General features: G+C 71.0%; 14 protein-coding genes. 6 read left to right on the plus strand and 8 right to left on the minus strand.

Features of this window, described 5'->3' with window-relative positions; genetic code table 11:
- Positions 1 to 33: 33 nt before the first annotated feature.
- The 3 genes from KAK06_RS16545 to KAK06_RS16555 are packed head-to-tail and all read left to right on the plus strand — an operon-like array spanning position 34 to position 3,439.
- Positions 34 to 1,236, plus strand: coding sequence for a lipid-transfer protein (locus tag KAK06_RS16545; protein ID WP_210803240.1), 1,203 nt, complete (start codon positions 34 to 36; stop codon positions 1,234 to 1,236).
- Positions 1,233 to 2,375 carry an acyl-CoA dehydrogenase family protein gene (locus tag KAK06_RS16550; RefSeq protein ID WP_210803241.1) on the plus strand — a complete coding sequence of 381 codons (1,143 nt, stop codon included), beginning with the start codon at positions 1,233 to 1,235 and terminating at the stop codon, positions 2,373 to 2,375. Before KAK06_RS16545 ends, KAK06_RS16550 begins: the two co-directional genes overlap by 4 nt.
- Complete coding sequence (locus tag KAK06_RS16555; protein ID WP_210803242.1) at positions 2,375 to 3,439, plus strand: CaiB/BaiF CoA transferase family protein; 1,065 nt, start codon at positions 2,375 to 2,377, stop codon at positions 3,437 to 3,439. The genes KAK06_RS16550 and KAK06_RS16555 overlap by 1 nt, the downstream gene beginning before the upstream one ends.
- Positions 3,440 to 3,441: 2 nt before the next feature.
- On the opposite strand, the gene KAK06_RS16560 is transcribed toward KAK06_RS16555, so the two are convergent.
- The 5 genes from KAK06_RS16560 to KAK06_RS16580 form a co-directional block, all read right to left on the minus strand.
- Complete coding sequence (locus KAK06_RS16560) at positions 3,442 to 4,323, minus strand: hypothetical protein (RefSeq protein ID WP_210803243.1); 882 nt, start codon at positions 4,321 to 4,323, stop codon at positions 3,442 to 3,444.
- Between the two features lie 7 nt (positions 4,324 to 4,330).
- Positions 4,331 to 4,789, minus strand: coding sequence for a hypothetical protein (locus tag KAK06_RS16565; RefSeq protein ID WP_210803244.1), 459 nt, complete (start codon positions 4,787 to 4,789; stop codon positions 4,331 to 4,333).
- Between the two features lie 167 nt (positions 4,790 to 4,956).
- Positions 4,957 to 5,448 (minus strand): GNAT family N-acetyltransferase, encoded by a 492-nt coding sequence (locus KAK06_RS16570; RefSeq protein ID WP_210803245.1) that lies wholly within the window; start codon positions 5,446 to 5,448, stop codon positions 4,957 to 4,959.
- A gap of 26 nt (positions 5,449 to 5,474) precedes the next feature.
- Positions 5,475 to 6,848: an FAD-dependent oxidoreductase gene (locus KAK06_RS16575; RefSeq protein ID WP_210803246.1), complete on the minus strand. Its 1,374-nt coding sequence runs from the start codon at positions 6,846 to 6,848 to the stop codon at positions 5,475 to 5,477.
- Between the two features lie 14 nt (positions 6,849 to 6,862).
- On the minus strand, positions 6,863 to 7,237 hold the full coding sequence (locus KAK06_RS16580) for a c-type cytochrome (protein ID WP_210803247.1): 375 nt from the start codon (positions 7,235 to 7,237) through the stop codon (positions 6,863 to 6,865).
- A gap of 173 nt (positions 7,238 to 7,410) precedes the next feature.
- Here KAK06_RS16580 and KAK06_RS16585 point away from each other — a divergent pair, with 173 nt between their 5' ends.
- From KAK06_RS16585 to KAK06_RS16595, 3 genes are read left to right on the plus strand one after another with little or no spacing between them, the layout of a single operon-like run.
- Entirely contained in the window at positions 7,411 to 8,712 is a 1,302-nt protein-coding gene (locus KAK06_RS16585) for an efflux RND transporter periplasmic adaptor subunit (protein WP_210803248.1), read from the plus strand.
- Positions 8,709 to 9,416: an ABC transporter ATP-binding protein gene (locus KAK06_RS16590; RefSeq protein WP_210803249.1), complete on the plus strand. Its 708-nt coding sequence runs from the start codon at positions 8,709 to 8,711 to the stop codon at positions 9,414 to 9,416. The genes KAK06_RS16585 and KAK06_RS16590 overlap by 4 nt, the downstream gene beginning before the upstream one ends.
- A 12-nt stretch (positions 9,417 to 9,428) precedes the next feature.
- A complete protein-coding gene (locus KAK06_RS16595; protein ID WP_210803250.1) occupies positions 9,429 to 10,586 on the plus strand; it encodes an ABC transporter permease in 1,158 nt (385 codons plus the stop codon).
- On the opposite strand, the gene rsmA is transcribed toward KAK06_RS16595, so the two are convergent.
- The 3 genes from rsmA to KAK06_RS16610 are packed head-to-tail and all read right to left on the minus strand — an operon-like array spanning position 10,587 to position 14,982.
- Positions 10,587 to 11,345 (minus strand): 16S rRNA (adenine(1518)-N(6)/adenine(1519)-N(6))-dimethyltransferase RsmA, encoded by a 759-nt coding sequence (gene rsmA / locus KAK06_RS16600; RefSeq protein WP_210803251.1) that lies wholly within the window; start codon positions 11,343 to 11,345, stop codon positions 10,587 to 10,589.
- Positions 11,342 to 12,658, minus strand: coding sequence for a peptidylprolyl isomerase (locus tag KAK06_RS16605; RefSeq protein ID WP_210803252.1), 1,317 nt, complete (start codon positions 12,656 to 12,658; stop codon positions 11,342 to 11,344). The genes rsmA and KAK06_RS16605 overlap by 4 nt, the downstream gene beginning before the upstream one ends.
- A complete protein-coding gene (locus KAK06_RS16610; RefSeq protein WP_210803253.1) occupies positions 12,655 to 14,982 on the minus strand; it encodes an LPS-assembly protein LptD in 2,328 nt (775 codons plus the stop codon). Before KAK06_RS16610 ends, KAK06_RS16605 begins: the two co-directional genes overlap by 4 nt.
- Positions 14,983 to 14,999 lie beyond the last annotated feature (17 nt).

Genomic DNA, 14,999 nt, shown 5'->3' on the forward strand with positions numbered 1-14,999 from the left:
CTTGCCCCGCGGGCAGGCGGCATGGAGACAGCGATGCAGCAGCAGCATGTTCTGGTGGCCGGGGTCGGCATGATCCCCTTTGCCAAGCCCGGCGCCAGCGCGCCCTACCCGCAGATGGCCGCCGAGGCCACGCGCCTGGCGCTGGCCGACGCCGGCCTGGACTACGCCGACGTGCAGCAGGCCTACGTGGGCTATGTCTATGGCGACTCCACCGCCGGCCAGCGCGCGCTCTACGAGGTGGGCTTGAGCGGCATTCCGATCCTCAACGTCAACAACAACTGCTCGACCGGCTCCACCGCGCTGTGGCTGGCGCGCCAGGCGGTGGCGCACGGCGCGGCCGATTGCGTGCTGGCGCTGGGTTTCGAGCAGATGAAGCCCGGCGCGCTGGGCGCAGTGTTTGACGACCGGCCCACGCCCTTCGACCGCTTCGATGCCGCCACCGAGGCGCTGGTCGGCCACGCCGAGATCCCGCTGGCGCTGCGCTACTTCGGTGGCGCCGGCCTGGCCCACATGCGCCAGTACGGCACGCCGCTGGAGACCTTTGCGGCCATCCGCGCCAAGGCCAGCCGGCATGCGGCCAACAACCCGCTGGCGCTGCTGCGCAAGCCGCTCAGCACCGAGGACGTGATGGCCGCGCCGGTGGTCTGGCCCGGCGTGATGACGCGGCTGATGGCCTGCCCGCCCACCTGCGGCGCCGCGGCCGCCATCGTCTGCTCGGACGACTTCGCCCGCCGCCACGGCCTGCGCCGCGACGTGCGCATCCGCGCCCAGGCGATGACCACCGATGGCCCCGCCACGTTCGAGGCCGGCGACATGCGCGAGGTGGTGGGCTACAGCATGGCCCGCGCTGCCGCGCGCCAGGTGTTTGAGCAGGCCGGCATCGGCCCGCAGGACGTGCAGCTGGTCGAGCTGCATGACTGCTTCGCCCACAACGAGCTGCTGAGCTACGAGGCGCTGGGCCTGTGCCCCGAGGGCGGCGCCGCGCAGTTCGTGGCCGATGGCGACAACACCTATGGCGGCCGGGTAGTGACCAACCCCTCGGGCGGCCTGCTCAGCAAGGGCCACCCGCTGGGCGCCACCGGGCTGGCGCAATGCACCGAGCTGGTCCAGCAGCTGCGCGGCCAGGCCGGCGCGCGCCAGGTACCGGGCGCGCGGCTGGCGCTGCAGCACAACCTGGGCCTGGGCGGCGCCTGCGTGGTCACGCTGTACGAAGCCGTGGAAGGCGCCGCCGCATGATGCCGCGCCTGCACCAGCACGCCTGGATGGACGCCGACATCGCCGCCTTCCGCGACGCCGTGCGCCGCTACGTGGACGCCGAGATCGCGCCCCACGTGGCCGACTGGCGCCGCCAGGGCTGCGTGCCGCGCGAGGTCTGGCGCGGCTTTGGCGCGATGGGCTTTCTGCTGCCCGAGCTGCCTGAGGCATGGGGTGGCGCCGGGGCCCCGCTGGCCTATCAGATGGTGGTGACGGACGAGCTGGCCCGCGCCGAGGTCAGCGGCACCGTGGCCGTGCACACCATCGCCGCGCACTACATCCTGGATTACGGCACGCCCGAGCAGCAGGCCCGCTGGCTGCCGCGCCTGGCCAGCGGCGAGCTGCTGGCCGGCATCGCGATGACCGAGCCCGGCGCCGGCTCCGACCTGAAGGCGGTGCGCACCCGCGCGCGGCGCGACGGCGACGACTACGTGGTCGACGGCAGCAAGGTCTTCATCACCAACGGCCACAGCGCCAACCTGCTGGTGCTGGTGGTGCGCACCGGGGGCGAAGGGTCCAAGGGCGTGTCGCTGCTGGTGGCCGAGACCGAGGGCCTGCCGGGCTTTCAGGCGCGCATCCTCGAGAAGATCGGCATGCACGCCAGCGACACCTGCGAGCTGTTCTTTGACAGCATGCGCGTGCCGGCGGCCAACCTGCTGGGCGGCGTCGAAGGCCAGGGCTTTGCCCAGCTGATGAGCCAGCTGCCCTATGAGCGCACGCTGCTGGCCGTGGGCGCGGCCGCGGCGATCGATCTGGCGGTGGCATTGACGCTGGACCATGTGAAGCAGCGCCAGGCCTTCGGCGGCACGCTGTGGGACCTGCAGACGGTGCGCTTCACGCTGGCCGAGGTGGCCACGCAGGCGCATGTGGTGCGCAGCTTCGTCAACGACTGCATCCAGCGCCTGGAGGACGGCACGCTGGACGACAGCGCCGCCTTCATGGCCAAGTGGTGGACCACCGAGCAGCAGTGCCAGGTCACCGACCGCTGCCTGCAGCTCTTCGGCGGCTACGGCTACATGGCCGAGACGCCGATCGCGCGGCTGTTTGCCGATGCGCGGGTGCAGAAGATCTACGGCGGCGCCAATGAGATCATGAAGGACCTGATCGCCCGCACGCTGTGATGAACACTCCCCTCGCCCCGGTCCTGCAGGGCCTGACCATCGTCGAATTCGAAAGCCTGGGCCCGGGCCCGCTGGCCGGCCGCTGGCTGGCCCAGCATGGCGCCTCCGTGATCGCGCTGGTGCGCCCCGGCCCCGCCGCCGTGGCCGACCAGCTGGGCGGCTCCGGCCCCAGCCCGCTGCGCGAAGGCAAGCGCATCGAGCCGGTCAACCTGAAAACCCCCGAGGGCCTGGCCCGCGCGCGTGAGCTGATCGCCCGCGCCGACGCGCTGATCGAAGGCAACCGCCCCGGCGTGATGGAGCGCCTGGGCCTGGGCCCGGCGGATTGCGCCGCGCTGAACCCGCGCCTGGTCTACGGCCGCATGACCGGCTGGGGCCAGAGCGGCCCGCTGGCCGCTGCCGCCGGCCACGACCTTAACTACGTGGCGCTGAGCGGCCTGATGGGCCTTGCCGCGCGCCCCGGCCAGTTGCCGCAGGTGCCGCCCACGGTACTGGGCGATGCGGCCGGCGCGCTGGGCCTGGCCTTCGGCATCACCGCCGGCGTGCTGGCCGCGCGCGCCAGCGGCCAGGGCCGCGTGGTCGATGCGGCGATCACCGACGTGGTGGCCATGCTCGGCGGCCTGGTGCACTGGATCCACGGCGGCGGCCAGATCGCCACGGGCGCGCCCAGCCCCTTCCACGACTCGCCCTTCTACGACACCTACGCCTGCGCTGATGGCGGCGTGATCACGCTGGGCGCGCTGGAGCCGCCCTTCCACGCGCTGCTGCTGAAGACCCTGGGTCTGGACGACGTGGACCCGGCCACCCAGTACGACACCACCACCTGGCCCGCCCTGAAGGCCCGCTTCACCGCCCTGTTCGCCAGCCAGCCGCGCGCCCACTGGTGCGCGCTGCTCGAAGGCACCGATGTGTGCTTCGCGCCGGTGCTGGGGCTGGAAGAGGCCCTGGCGCACCCGCACCACGTGGCGCGCAGCACCTTCACGCGCGATGCGCAGGGGCGTATCAGCGCGGCGGTAGCACCAAGGTTCAGCCCGCTGGGCCATCAAGCAGTTAAATCATCCGGATAGCCTCATCCAGGTTGCATCAGTCCGATCTTCGTAGGTATGGGACACAGCTTGCCCTGAAACTGCTGAATGGAGCTGATAACGCTGGCACTGATCTGCATGCGCATATCACCCGGGATCATCTGGGCCCTGAGCAACGTATGCAGGTGTTGAATGTCGTCGTCGACCTTCTGGCAGCTCCCATAGGCAAAGTCCATCGTCAACATGTCAGCTAACGCGTATGCCCTGGCGCCGGCAGCAGCGGGTGCGTCGCCGATCAATGCAATCGCACGCTCATACGCCTGTCGTCCCGCCTCATGTTGCCCGATCGAATGCAGGTATTTCCCCTCATATCGCCTGGCTTCTGACTGCATGAGAGGCGATACATCGGTCTTCCGAACGGCGCGCTGCACGAAATAGCCAGTGGTTGCGAGATCACCTGCGGTCATGGACTCGGAGATCAGCGTCAGTAGCTGTGGAACGCCAACATCCTTGTCGTCCAGTTCCGGAAGCACCGCCTTGGCCGTTGAAAGATCATTCAGAATTCGTGGCGTTGCAAGACTGGCCAAAGTCATTCGCGTGGTTGGATCGCCTGCTTGCGATTGCTGGACCAACTCCTGTCGCGTCTTGACTGCAGAGTTGACTGCCTGATTGAACTGGGCGAGTGTGCTGATGCGGTCGGCCTCCGGTTTCCTGACGAAGACGTCATACAGTGAGGCGCAGGTCAGGATCAGTCCCAAGGCCAAGGCCACCGCTCCAGCGTTCTCCGTCAGGCGTTTCAGCATCGACCCTCGATCTTGCCTTTCCAACGCGTCGAGTCGCTCGTCCAGCATCTTGATGAGAATCAGAAGGGACTCCGAACCGCGACGGTCACGTGGATCTGCCAGGTGAAAGCCACGACTTCTCATGTGAAGCTCAGCTCTGGTAGCAAATCATCATGTTTCGAACTCGATCAGGGCCCGGAGGATGCCGGAAGCTGCCTGGGTTACCCTGGAAGAAGGTCATCAACAGCTGGAAAGCCTGCGGAGGGAACCACCCCTGGTTCCGGCCCGTTCGAATCGCCCAGCAGTCCGCTGCGACCTCATTCGGGCCGACCATGCTGTGCCCACATTCGTGCGCATAGACGAACAGTTTGAGCACAGTCGGCAGCCCCCCCATGGACATCGGATTGAGCAAGATGGCCTGGCCATCATTCATCGCCATGTCGGGAATGCCGGCCGTCACCACCGTTGGCATACCGCCGCAGGAGACTGGCACTCCGTCCATCGAGAACTGTCCGGGGCCGTACACCTGCGCGTTCGCTGGCAGGCAGAAGACAGCTGCAATCAAGGTTGCGCCGGCGCTGCAAGTTCGCCACATGCTTCGGGTATTCATGGTCCTTACCTCGCGACGAGTCGGAGACGCCAGTGAAAGGCATGTCGCCCAGGAATGCATCATCTGAATAGCGTATGTCCACCGCGCGCAGCTGGGCGGCATTCAACGGGGTGGGGCGTATTCGGTGGAGTCGGTGTCGCGCAGACCCGATGCGGCGTGCGGTCTGCCTACCTGAAGGCCGCGTGGTAGCGGACCACGCCTTGCGGCAGTGCCCCGCCCAGCGGCAGCGCCATGAAGTGGTCGACGGGTGGGCCGGGGTAGACCAGGCCGGGGCGCGCCGCGAACCCGAAGCGGCCGTAGTAGGCGGGGTCGCCCAGCAGCACGCAACCGGCGGCGCCTTGTGAGCGCAGGCGCTCCAGCGCGGCATGCATCAACGCCGAGCCGACGCCCTGGCGCTGCCGGGCCGGCAGGACCGAGATCGGCCCCAGGCCGAACCAGCCTGGCGAGCCGTCGCTGATGCTGACCGGCGACACGGCCACATGGCCGACGACCACGCCGTCCTCCTCGGCCACCAGCGACACGCTCAAGGCCCCGGCCGCGCGCAGGCCGCGCACGATCCGGGGCTCGGAGCCGTCGGAGAACGGATGGCCGCGAAACGCGTGTTCGGTGATGGCGTGGATCGCGTCAGTGTCGGCGGCGGATTCGGGACGGATCAGCATGGGGTCGCCATGCTGCCACAGCCCCCTCAGGCGAAGCTGTCGCCCATCAGCGTGCTGAACCAGGTCTGCATCTGGCGGTAGTGGCCGCTGCTGATGCTGGCGGCCTCGGTGGCCTTGGCGCCGACGGTGCTGCCGTTGTTGGCCGCCAGCTTCATGCTGCGGGTGGCCGGGTCGTACTGGTAGACCGCGGTCAGCCACGACGCGGTGCCGGCGGTGATGGGCGAGTAGCAGGCCGAGTTGGCCACCGGCGCCGCATCGGGCTGCTGGCCGGAGAGCAGGCGCACCACCGCGTCGGCGCAGATCTTGGCCTCCTGGTTGGCCACGTGGCCGGCCTTGGGCAGGCCGCACTGGGCGGCGTCGCCGATCACGTGCACGCCGGCCACCGCGGTGGATTCGTAGCTCAGCACATCCACCGCCGCCCAGCGGCCACCGGTGCCGTTGGCCAGGCCGGCGGCGGCCAGCCAGCCGCCCGCTTCGCTGCCGGCGGCGCGCTGCGGCGGGATCGGGTTGACCACGTCGGCCTGCACGCGCTGCGGCGCGCCCAGGGCGTCGGTCCACTGCACCTGGCGGGAGGCGGCATCGATCTGCAGACCGCTGATGCCGGCCTGGTAGTCGATGACGCCGCCGTGCACCACGCTGAAGGCGCGGGTGAAGGTCTCGACCTCGGCCTGGATGGCCGGGTTGTGGTCCAGCACGATCACCCGGGCGCCGGGGCCGCGGGCCTTGAGTGCATCGGCCACCAGGCAGGCGCGCTCGTAGGGGCCGGGCGGGCAGCGGTAGGGCGCGGCGGGGATGCTCATCACGAAGGTGCCGCCGGCCGGCATCGCGGCGATCTGCTGGCGCAGTCGCTCGGTCTGGGGACCGGCGCGCCAGGCGTGCGGCGTGCGCTGCTCATAGTCGGCGGCGCTCAGGCCGTAGGCCTCGTCGAAGGCGAGACCGGGGGCCAGGACCAGGCGGTCGTAGTCCAGCGTGCTGCCATCGTCCAGCGTCAGCCGGCGCGCGGTGGTGTCCAGCGACTGCACCCGCGCCTGGCGCAGCAGCACGCCATAACGGTCGGCCACGGCCTGGCGGCCGTAGGCCAGGCTGGCCAGCGTGCGGGCGCCGGTGAGCACCTCGTTGCTGAGGATGTTCGAGGTGTAGCTGCCGTCCGGGTCCACCAGCGTTACCTGCAGCTTGGCGCCGCCCCACAGCCGCAGGTACTTGGCGACGGTGGTGCCGGCCATGCCGCCGCCCACCACCACCACCTGTGCGCTGGGGCCGCTGGGCACCAGGCGGTAGACCACGTTGCGGCTGCCGCCGTCGCTGTCGGAGCGGGCGGCGCCGCTGAGCAGCGTGCCGCACAGCGAGGCCAGGCCGAAGGCCAGCCACTGGCGGCGGCCGAGGGTTCGAGGCGAGTTCATGCGGTCTCCCGGGTTCATTGCTGCAGGTAGCGGATCACGGCGGCGATCTGCGCGTCGGTGTAGCCCTGGGCGTGCGCGGCCATGATGTCGCTGCGCGCCGGGCGGCTGGCCAGGTTGCGGTACTTCTGCACCTCGTCGGCCTCGCCGCGAAGCGACTCGAAGCCGCCCTGGCCGCCGGTGCCGTGGCACTGGAAGCAGTTGGACGCCAGCAGGCGTCCGGTGGTGTTGGCGGGCTGGCTGAGCAGCGTGGCGGTGCCGCCGCTGGTGCCTTGGCCGCTGTCCTGGGCGCTGTCGGTGCCGCCGTCGCCGCCGCCACCGCCGCCACAGGCGGTGAGCAAGGCGCACAGGGCCGCGGCCGCCAGGCCGCGCCAGACTGGGGTGTTGAACATGGGGTGGGTCTCCCGTGAAGGCATGACCCATTGTTTGGCGCCTGGATGAGCCGCCGCTTAAACCCCATGGGGTGTCTGGCCGGGCTTCAGCAGGGCTTCAGCCAAGCGTCGACCCCGGGCCATCGCCTGGCGCGGGCAGGACCAGCGGCCGTTTCATGGCATGCTCGCACCCCATGGTCGAGCCCGCTTCCTCCGCTGCCCCCTCCTCTGCCACCGCCGCGTCAGGACTTTCCGCGCTGCGCATCCAGCGTGACGGCCCCGGCCGCTCGCGGCGCCGCAGGCGCTGGCCCTGGATCGTCGGCGGTGTGCTGCTGCTGGGCGTGGCCGCGGCGCTGCTGATGCCGCGCCGGCCCACGGTGCAGGTGGGCACGGTGCAGGCCTCGCATGGCGCGCAGCAGTATGTGCAGCTGGCGGCCTCGGGCTATGTGGTGGCGCAGCGGCGCGCGGCGGTGTCGTCCAAGGCCACCGGGCGCCTGTTGGAGCTGCGCGTGCGCGAGGGCAGCACGGTCAAGGCCGGCGAGCTGATTGCCCGCCTGGACGCCTCTGACGTGGGCGCCGCGCTGGCCGCCTCCGAGGCCGGCGTGCGCCAGGCCGAGGCCGCGCTGAAGCAGGCCGAGGCCGGCCTGGCCCAGGCCCGCGCCCAGCAGGCCCAGGCCGAGGAAGACCTCAAGCGCACCCGCGGCCTGGCGGCGCAGCAGTTCGTCTCGCCGCAGGCGGTGGACGCCGCGGAAACGCGCGCCGCCACCGCCCGCAGCAGCACCGCCGCGGCGCAGGCCGCGCTGGGCACCGCGCAGGCCGCGATCGGCGTGGCGCGGGCGCAGGTGCGGGTGCAGCAGGTGGGCCGTGATTCCACTGAGATCCGCGCCCCGTTCGACGGCGTGGTGCTGCTGAAGAACGCCAACGTGGGCGACCTGATCACGCCCTTCTCCAACGCCAGCGGCACCTCGGGCGCGGTGGTCACGCTGGCCGACATGGCCACACTGGAGGTGGAGGCCGATGTCAGCGAGTCCAATGTGGGCAAGCTCAAGCTGGAGCAGCCGGTGGAGATCACGCTGGACGCCCTGCCCGGCGAGCGCTTCCGCGGCAATGTGGCGCGCATCGTGCCCACGGTGGACCGCGCCAAGGCCACGGTGATGACCAAGGTGCGCTTCGAGAAGCTCGACCCGCGCATCCTGCCCGAGATGAGCGCCAAGGTGGGCTTCCTCAGCCAGGCCGTCACCGATGCCGATTTCAAGCCGCTGCTGGCCGTCTCGCCACAGGCGCTGGTGGAGCGCGACGGCCAGCCGCAGCTCTGGCGCCTGGGCGCCGGCGACGTGCTGGAAGCCGTGCCGGTGCGCCGCGGCCGCACGCTGGGCGAGCTGGTCGAGGTCAGCGCCGATGGCCTGAAGGCCGGCGACCGGGTGGTGCTGTCGCCCGCCGCCTCGCTGCAGGCGGGCACCGCGGTCAGCGTGGCCGCCTCGGGTGCCGGCCGATGAGCACGCCCGGCGCCGCGGCGCCGCTGATCCGGGTGCGCCAGCTGGCCAAGAGCTACCAGCGCGGTGACCAGCAGATCCCGGTGCTGCAGGGCATCGACCTGGAGGTGCGCTGCGGCGAGTTCATCGCGCTGATGGGCCCCAGCGGCTCGGGCAAGAGCACGCTGCTGAACCTGCTGGCCGGCATTGACCAGCCCAGCAGCGGCACGATCGAGATCGGCGGCGTCGACATCGCCACGCTGGACGAGGGCGAGCTGGCCGACTGGCGCGCCGCGCACGTGGGCTTCATCTTTCAGTTCTACAACCTGCTGCCGGTGCTCAGCGCGCACGAGAACGTCGAGCTGCCGCTGCTGCTGACCGACCTGTCGGGCCGTCAACGCACCGAACGCGTGGACCAGGTGCTGGCGCTGGTGGGCCTGAGCGACCGCGCCGACCACTACCCCAATGAACTCTCCGGCGGCCAGCAGCAGCGCGTGGCGATCGCCCGCGCGCTGGTCACCGACCCCTCGCTGATCGTCGCCGACGAGCCCACCGGCGACCTCGACCGCGCCACCGGCGAAGAGGTGCTGCGCCTGATGGACGCGCTGGTGCGCGACCTGGGCAAGACCATCGTCATGGTCACCCACGACCCCAAGGCCGCCGCGCGCGCGCAGCGCCTGGTGCACCTGGAAAAGGGCGTGCTGGTCGACGAGCTGCCCGACCACTGAGCAGGCGCCGCCGTGTTCCTCACCCGCCTGCTGCTGCGCAACGCCTTTCGGCACCGGCTGCGCACCGCGCTGACCATCGTCGGCCTGGTGGTGGCGATCGGCGCCTTCGGCCTGCTGCGCACGCTGGTGGACGCCTGGTACGCGGGCGTGGAGGCCAGCTCCAGCACGCGCCTGGTGACGCGCCACGCGGTGTCGCTGACCTTTGCGCTGCCGCTGTCGTATGCGCAGCGCATGAAGGCGGTGCCGGGCGTCACCGCGGTGTCCTGGGCCAACTGGTTTGGCGGCATCTACATCGACGAGCGCAACTTCTTCCCGCAGTTCGCGGTGGAGCCCGACACCTATCTGCGCCTGTACCCCGAGTACCTGCTGAGCGACGAGGAGCGGCTGGCCTTTCTGAAAGACCGCCAGGGCGCGGTGGTCGGCCGCAAGCTGGCGCAGAAGTACGGCTGGAAGCTGGGCGACACCGTGCCGATCAAGGGCACGATCTACCCCGGCACCTGGAGCTTCACGATCCGCGGCATCTACGACGGCGCACAGACCCGCACCGACGAGAACCAGATGCTGTTTCACTACGCGCTGATCAACGAGAGCATCAAGAAGCGCTTCCCCGGCCGCGGCGACAACACCGGCGCCTTCATCGTCGGCATCGACCAGCCGGCGAACGCGGCGGTGGTCTCGCAGGCGATCGACGCCGAGTTCCGCAACTCGCTGGCCGAGACCCTGACCGAGACCGAGGCCGCTTTCCAGCTGAGCTTCGTCTCGATGAGCGACGCGCTGCTGGCGGCGATCGAGGCGGTCAGCCTGATCGTGGTGGTGATCATCATGGTGGTGATGGCCAACACCATGGCGATGACCGCGCGCGAGCGGCTGTCGGAGTACGCCACGCTCAAGGCGCTGGGCTTCGGGCCCGGCTTTGTGGCGCGGCTGCTGCTGGGCGAGAGCCTGCTGATCGCGGCGCTGGGCGGTGGCCTGGCGATCGCGCTGACCTTTCCGATGGTGGCCGGCATCGGCCAGGGCCTGAGCAGCTTCCTGCCGGTGTTCGAGGTGTCAGGCACCACCGTGGCATTGCAGGCGTTGGCCGCGCTGGTGGTGGGCCTGGTGGCCGCCGCCTGGCCCACCTGGCGCATGGCGCGCATCGACATCGTCGATGGCCTGCGGCACGTCGCGTGATCAGAGCGCCTGCGCCAGCCCCACGTACTCGGCCACCGGCACTTCCTCGGCGCGGCGCTGCAGGTCGAACGAGCCGCTGAAGCCCTGTTCGTCCAGCCAGCGGCCCAGCGTGTGGCGCAGCAGCTTGCGGCGCTGCGAGAAGGCCACCTGCACCATCTCCTCCAGCCGCGCGGCGTCCAGCACCGGCGGCTGCGGCCAGGGCAGCATGCGCACGATGGCCGAGTCCACCGCCGGCGGCGGGTCGAAGCTCTCGGGCGGCACGTCGAACAGCGATTCGATGTCGTAGCGCCACTGCAGCATCACGCTCAGGCGCCCATAGGCCTTGCTGCCGGGCGCGGCGGCCATGCGGTCGACCACTTCCTTCTGCAGCATGAAGTGCTGGTCCTCGACGATGTCGGCCACCGGCAGCAGGTGGAACAGGATGGGCGAGGAGATGTTGTAGGGCAGGTTGCCCACCACCCGCAGCCGCGGTGCACCCAGGCGGGCGGCCAGCGCGCGCCAGTCGACCTGCAGCACGTCGGACTCGACCACGTCCAGGTCCGGTCGCTGGCGCAGCCGGGCGGCCAGGTCACGGTCGAGCTCAATCACGGTGAGGTGGCCGCTGCGCTCGACCAGCGGCTGCGTCAGCGCCGCCAGGCCGGGGCCGATCTCGACCAGGGCCTGGCCAGGCCGCGGATCAATCGCCCGCACGATGCCGGCGATGATGGCGCTGTCGGTCAGGAAGTGCTGGCCAAAGCGCTTGCGCGCCAGGTGCTTCACTGCGGCGGCTCGCGCATCTCGATGTAGGCGCGGGCGCGCAGCTCGTCGATCCACTCGGTGTAGGCCGACTCGTACTTCTGCTCGCGCAGCGCGTTGCGGGCCTGCTCGCGCAGCTGGCGGATGTCCACCGGCACCTGGCGGCGGTCGGTGACCTGCAGCAGGTGCACGCCAAAGCGCGACTGGAAGGGCTCGGACAGGCTGCCCACCGGCAGGCGGTTCATGACCTCCTCGAACTCGGGCACGAAAGCGCCCGGGTTGGCCCAGCCCAGGTCGCCGCCCTGGGCGGCGCTGCCGTCCTCGGAGACGCTGCGCGCCACCTCGTCGAAACGGCGCTTGCCGGCGGCGATCTGCTCGCGCAGCTCGCCCAGCCGGCGCGCTGCGGCATCCGCGCTGAGGCTGGCGCCCGGGCGCAGCAGGATGTGCGAGGCCCGCGTCTGGGTGGCGGTGGCGATGGCCTCGCTGCGCTCGAGCAGCTTGAGCACATGGAAGCCGGCGCCGCTGCGCACCGGGGCCGTCACCACCGCGCCCACGGCCAGCGGCTTGACGGCCTCGACGAACAGGTCGGGCAGGCGATCGACCGGGCGGCTGCCCAGCTCGCCGCCGCGTTCACGGCCGGCGCTGTCGTCGGACATTTCGCGCGCCACCGCGGCGAACGACTCACCGGCGCGCAGGCGGCGCAGGGCCTCGTCGGCGCGCGCCTGGCGCTGCGCGACCAGGTCGGCCGCAGCGCCATCGGGCACGCTGACCAGGATCTGGGCGATGTTGAGGGTCTGGGTGGCGCCGGCCTGGCCGCGCTTGGCCTCGATGAAGTTCTCGACCTCGCTGTCGCTGATCTTGATGCGGCCGGGCACCTCGCGCTCGCGGGCGCGCTCGGCCAGCAGCTGGTCGCGCAGGTTGGCGCGCAGACGCTGGTAGTCCATGCCCTCATCGCGCAGCCGGGCGCGGAACTGCTCGACCGTCATCTTGTTGGCCGAGGCGATGTTGGCCACCGCGCGGTCCACCTCGAGGTCGTCGGCCTTCAGGCCGCTTTCGCGCGCCCAGGTCACCTGGACGCGCTCGTCGATCAGGTCGCGCAGGGCCTGGCGACGCAGCTCGTCCTCGGGCGGCGCGGCGGTGTTGGCGCGGCGCAGATCGTCCTTCAGGCGCTGCAGGCGCTGGTCCACCTCGATCTGGGTGACCAGCTCGTTGTTGACCACCGCCACGATGTAGTCGGCCGAGCGCGCAGGGGTGCGGGTGCTCTGGCCATGCGCGGCGCCGAAGGCCAGGGCCAGGCCCAGGGTCAGGCAGGACAGCAGGGTGGTGTGCTTGCTCATGGGGAGGTGGTGCTGGCCGCGCCGTCGTCGCGCAGCATTCGGTAGCCGGGGATATTGTCCTTCAGGACCTTGAGGGGGCTGGGGCCCAGGCGGGACAGGCCGATCAGCTCGAGCTGCACCATCAGCCGCGTGGTGGCCTCGCTGGTGCCGGTGGACACCCGCTCGGCGACGACACGGCCGATCCAGCAGCCGGCGTCGTACTCCAGGCCGGCCAGGCCTTCGGTGACGCGGGCATCGCGCCGGCTGAAATTGATGCGGCCCACGCCGTAGAGCGTGCCGCCGCAGGCGCTGCCGTCGGCACGCGGGGCTTCACGCTGGTAGATCGGCCATTGCCAGCCGAGTTCCACCTGCTCGGACAGCTCGCGCGCAAAGCGGTAGGTGGCCGACAGGGTCTTGAAGTCGCCGGGGTTCCAGCGTGCCGCCAGGATCGAGCGGGTGGTGCGCTGGCGGTCGGTGTTGTACTGCAGGTTGACGTCGAAGCGCCACTGCGGCACCACGGTGCTGGAGCCGAACAGCAGCACGTCAGAGAAGCGCGAAGCCGCCACGCCGGTCTCGGCGCTCAGGCCCGAGGCGCCCAGGCGCTCGGGGGTGATGCGCTGGTCCTTGAACAGGTAGCGCTGGGCCAGGCCCAGGCGCAGCAGCTCGCCGCCGCCCACCGGGTCAAACCAGCGGCTGCCGGCGCCCAGCGTGACCTGGTGGACATCGGTGACGAAGTCCACGCCCGAGAAGCCGTTGTCCTGGTAAATCGAGACCTCGTTGAAGTCGTTCACCGAGCTGTCGAAGTTGGGCAGCGCGTCCTGGTTGCGCCAGGGCGTGCGCACATAGTGCAGACGCGGCTCCAGCGTCTGCTGCAGTGCGCGGCCAAACAGCGCGGTGGCGCGCTCAAAGCGCAGGCCGGCGTCCAGGCTCAGCGTGGGGATGGCGCGGTGGGCGCGGGTGCGGCCGTCGCTCATCGCCTGCTCGGTGCGGTAGCTGGCGGCGTTGATCGCCATGCGCGGCGTGAACCAGCCCCAGGCCAGGTCCTGCGGCCACCACAGCGCGCCCAGCAGGTGGGCGCGCTCGCCATCGGTGCGGGTGTCGCCGCTGGCGCGGTTGCGCAGCAGGAAGTGGTTGACCTCCATCTGCGTGGACCAGTTCAGCCCGCCCAGGGTCTCGCCCTGGCCCATCAGGCCCAGCTGCGGCAGGCGCTGGTAGGGCGGCAGGATGGGCGCCTCAAGCACCTGCAGCGTGCGCCAGCCCAGCACCCGCGCATAGGCCTGCAGCGGCACGCCCAGCCAGGACTGGAGCGGCTGGGTGGCGCGCACGTCTTGCGCCAGCAGCCGCGGGGTCAGGCTGGGCAGGACGCGCGAGAAGTCCTTCCAGTAGTTGTCGTCGCTGGCGTGTTGCAGGTCGAGCTGGTAGTGCAGGCCGCTGGCGCGCTCGCCCTGCAGGTCGATGTCGGCGCCGCCGCGGCTGCGCCCGGTGGTGCGGTCGTTGGGCAGCCAATGCGCCTTCAGCCGGCCCTCGTCCTGCGTCCACAGGTAGCGGTACTCGCCGGTCAGCGACAGGCCGCGGCGGGTGAGCAGGCCGGGCGTCAGCGTCAGGTCGTGGTCGGGGGCCAGGTTGAAGTAATACGGCGTTTCCAGCTCGAAGCCGTTGCGGCTGTCGAACGGATAAATGGTGGGCGGCAGCCAGCCCGACTTGCGCTCGCCGGTGGCCGGGAAGCTCAGCACCGGCAGCGCCAGGATGGGCACGCCCAGGAAGCGCAGCGAGGCGCCCTCGGCGCGGCCGTCGTTGTGCTCGAAGTCCAGCGAGAGCTTGTCGGCCTTGAGCACCCAGTCGGCGGTGTCGGGGTCATCGGCGCGGCAGCTGGTGTAGCTGGCCTGCTCGGCGGCCAGGCGCTCGGTGCCCACGAAGCTGAGCTGGCGCGCCGCGCCGCCGCCGCCGGTGCGGGCGATGCGGTAGCGCGCGGCATCGATCTGGCCCTCGCGGCTGTCGATCTGCACGCTGGCGCTGCGGCCCTCCAGCAGGTTGCCCTGCTGCTCAATGCGCACCGGCGCGCGCGCCCAGGCACGGCGCTGGCGGGTGGAGAACTCCAGCAGGTCGGTGGTCAGACGCAGGCTGCCCTGGCGCAGGTCGACACTGCCGCGGGCCACACTGAGGTCGTCGAGCTGGGTCTCGATGCGGTCGGCTTCCAGCGTGATGGTGTCGGCGGTGTCGATCCGCATGGCCGCCACCGGCGCCGCGCCCAGGCCCAGGGCCACCGCGGCGGCGACCGGCGCCAGCCTCGGCAGGCACGCGCGGGGCAGGCGAAGGGCGGCGGTGGACGGGCGTGGGCGGAGCACGGCGGGACGATGGCGGG

Source organism: Ideonella aquatica (assembly GCF_018069755.1).
Lineage (GTDB): Bacteria > Pseudomonadota > Gammaproteobacteria > Burkholderiales > Burkholderiaceae_C > Ideonella > Ideonella aquatica.

What these genes read in the sequence shown, in the direction of transcription:
- KAK06_RS16545 (WP_210803240.1), top strand. Translation starts at nt 34, where the DNA reads ATGCAGCAGCAGCATGTTCTGGTGGCCGGGGTCGGCATGATCCCCTTT.
- KAK06_RS16550 (WP_210803241.1), top strand. Translation starts at nt 1,233, where the DNA reads ATGATGCCGCGCCTGCACCAGCACGCCTGGATGGACGCCGACATCGCC.
- KAK06_RS16555 (WP_210803242.1), top strand. Translation starts at nt 2,375, where the DNA reads ATGAACACTCCCCTCGCCCCGGTCCTGCAGGGCCTGACCATCGTCGAA.
- KAK06_RS16560 (WP_210803243.1), bottom strand. Translation starts at nt 4,323, where the DNA reads ATGAGAAGTCGTGGCTTTCACCTGGCAGATCCACGTGACCGTCGCGGT.
- KAK06_RS16565 (WP_210803244.1), bottom strand. Translation starts at nt 4,789, where the DNA reads ATGAATACCCGAAGCATGTGGCGAACTTGCAGCGCCGGCGCAACCTTG.
- KAK06_RS16570 (WP_210803245.1), bottom strand. Translation starts at nt 5,448, where the DNA reads ATGCTGATCCGTCCCGAATCCGCCGCCGACACTGACGCGATCCACGCC.
- KAK06_RS16575 (WP_210803246.1), bottom strand. Translation starts at nt 6,848, where the DNA reads ATGAACTCGCCTCGAACCCTCGGCCGCCGCCAGTGGCTGGCCTTCGGC.
- KAK06_RS16580 (WP_210803247.1), bottom strand. Translation starts at nt 7,237, where the DNA reads ATGTTCAACACCCCAGTCTGGCGCGGCCTGGCGGCCGCGGCCCTGTGC.
- KAK06_RS16585 (WP_210803248.1), top strand. Translation starts at nt 7,411, where the DNA reads ATGGTCGAGCCCGCTTCCTCCGCTGCCCCCTCCTCTGCCACCGCCGCG.
- KAK06_RS16590 (WP_210803249.1), top strand. Translation starts at nt 8,709, where the DNA reads ATGAGCACGCCCGGCGCCGCGGCGCCGCTGATCCGGGTGCGCCAGCTG.
- KAK06_RS16605 (WP_210803252.1), bottom strand. Translation starts at nt 12,658, where the DNA reads ATGAGCAAGCACACCACCCTGCTGTCCTGCCTGACCCTGGGCCTGGCC.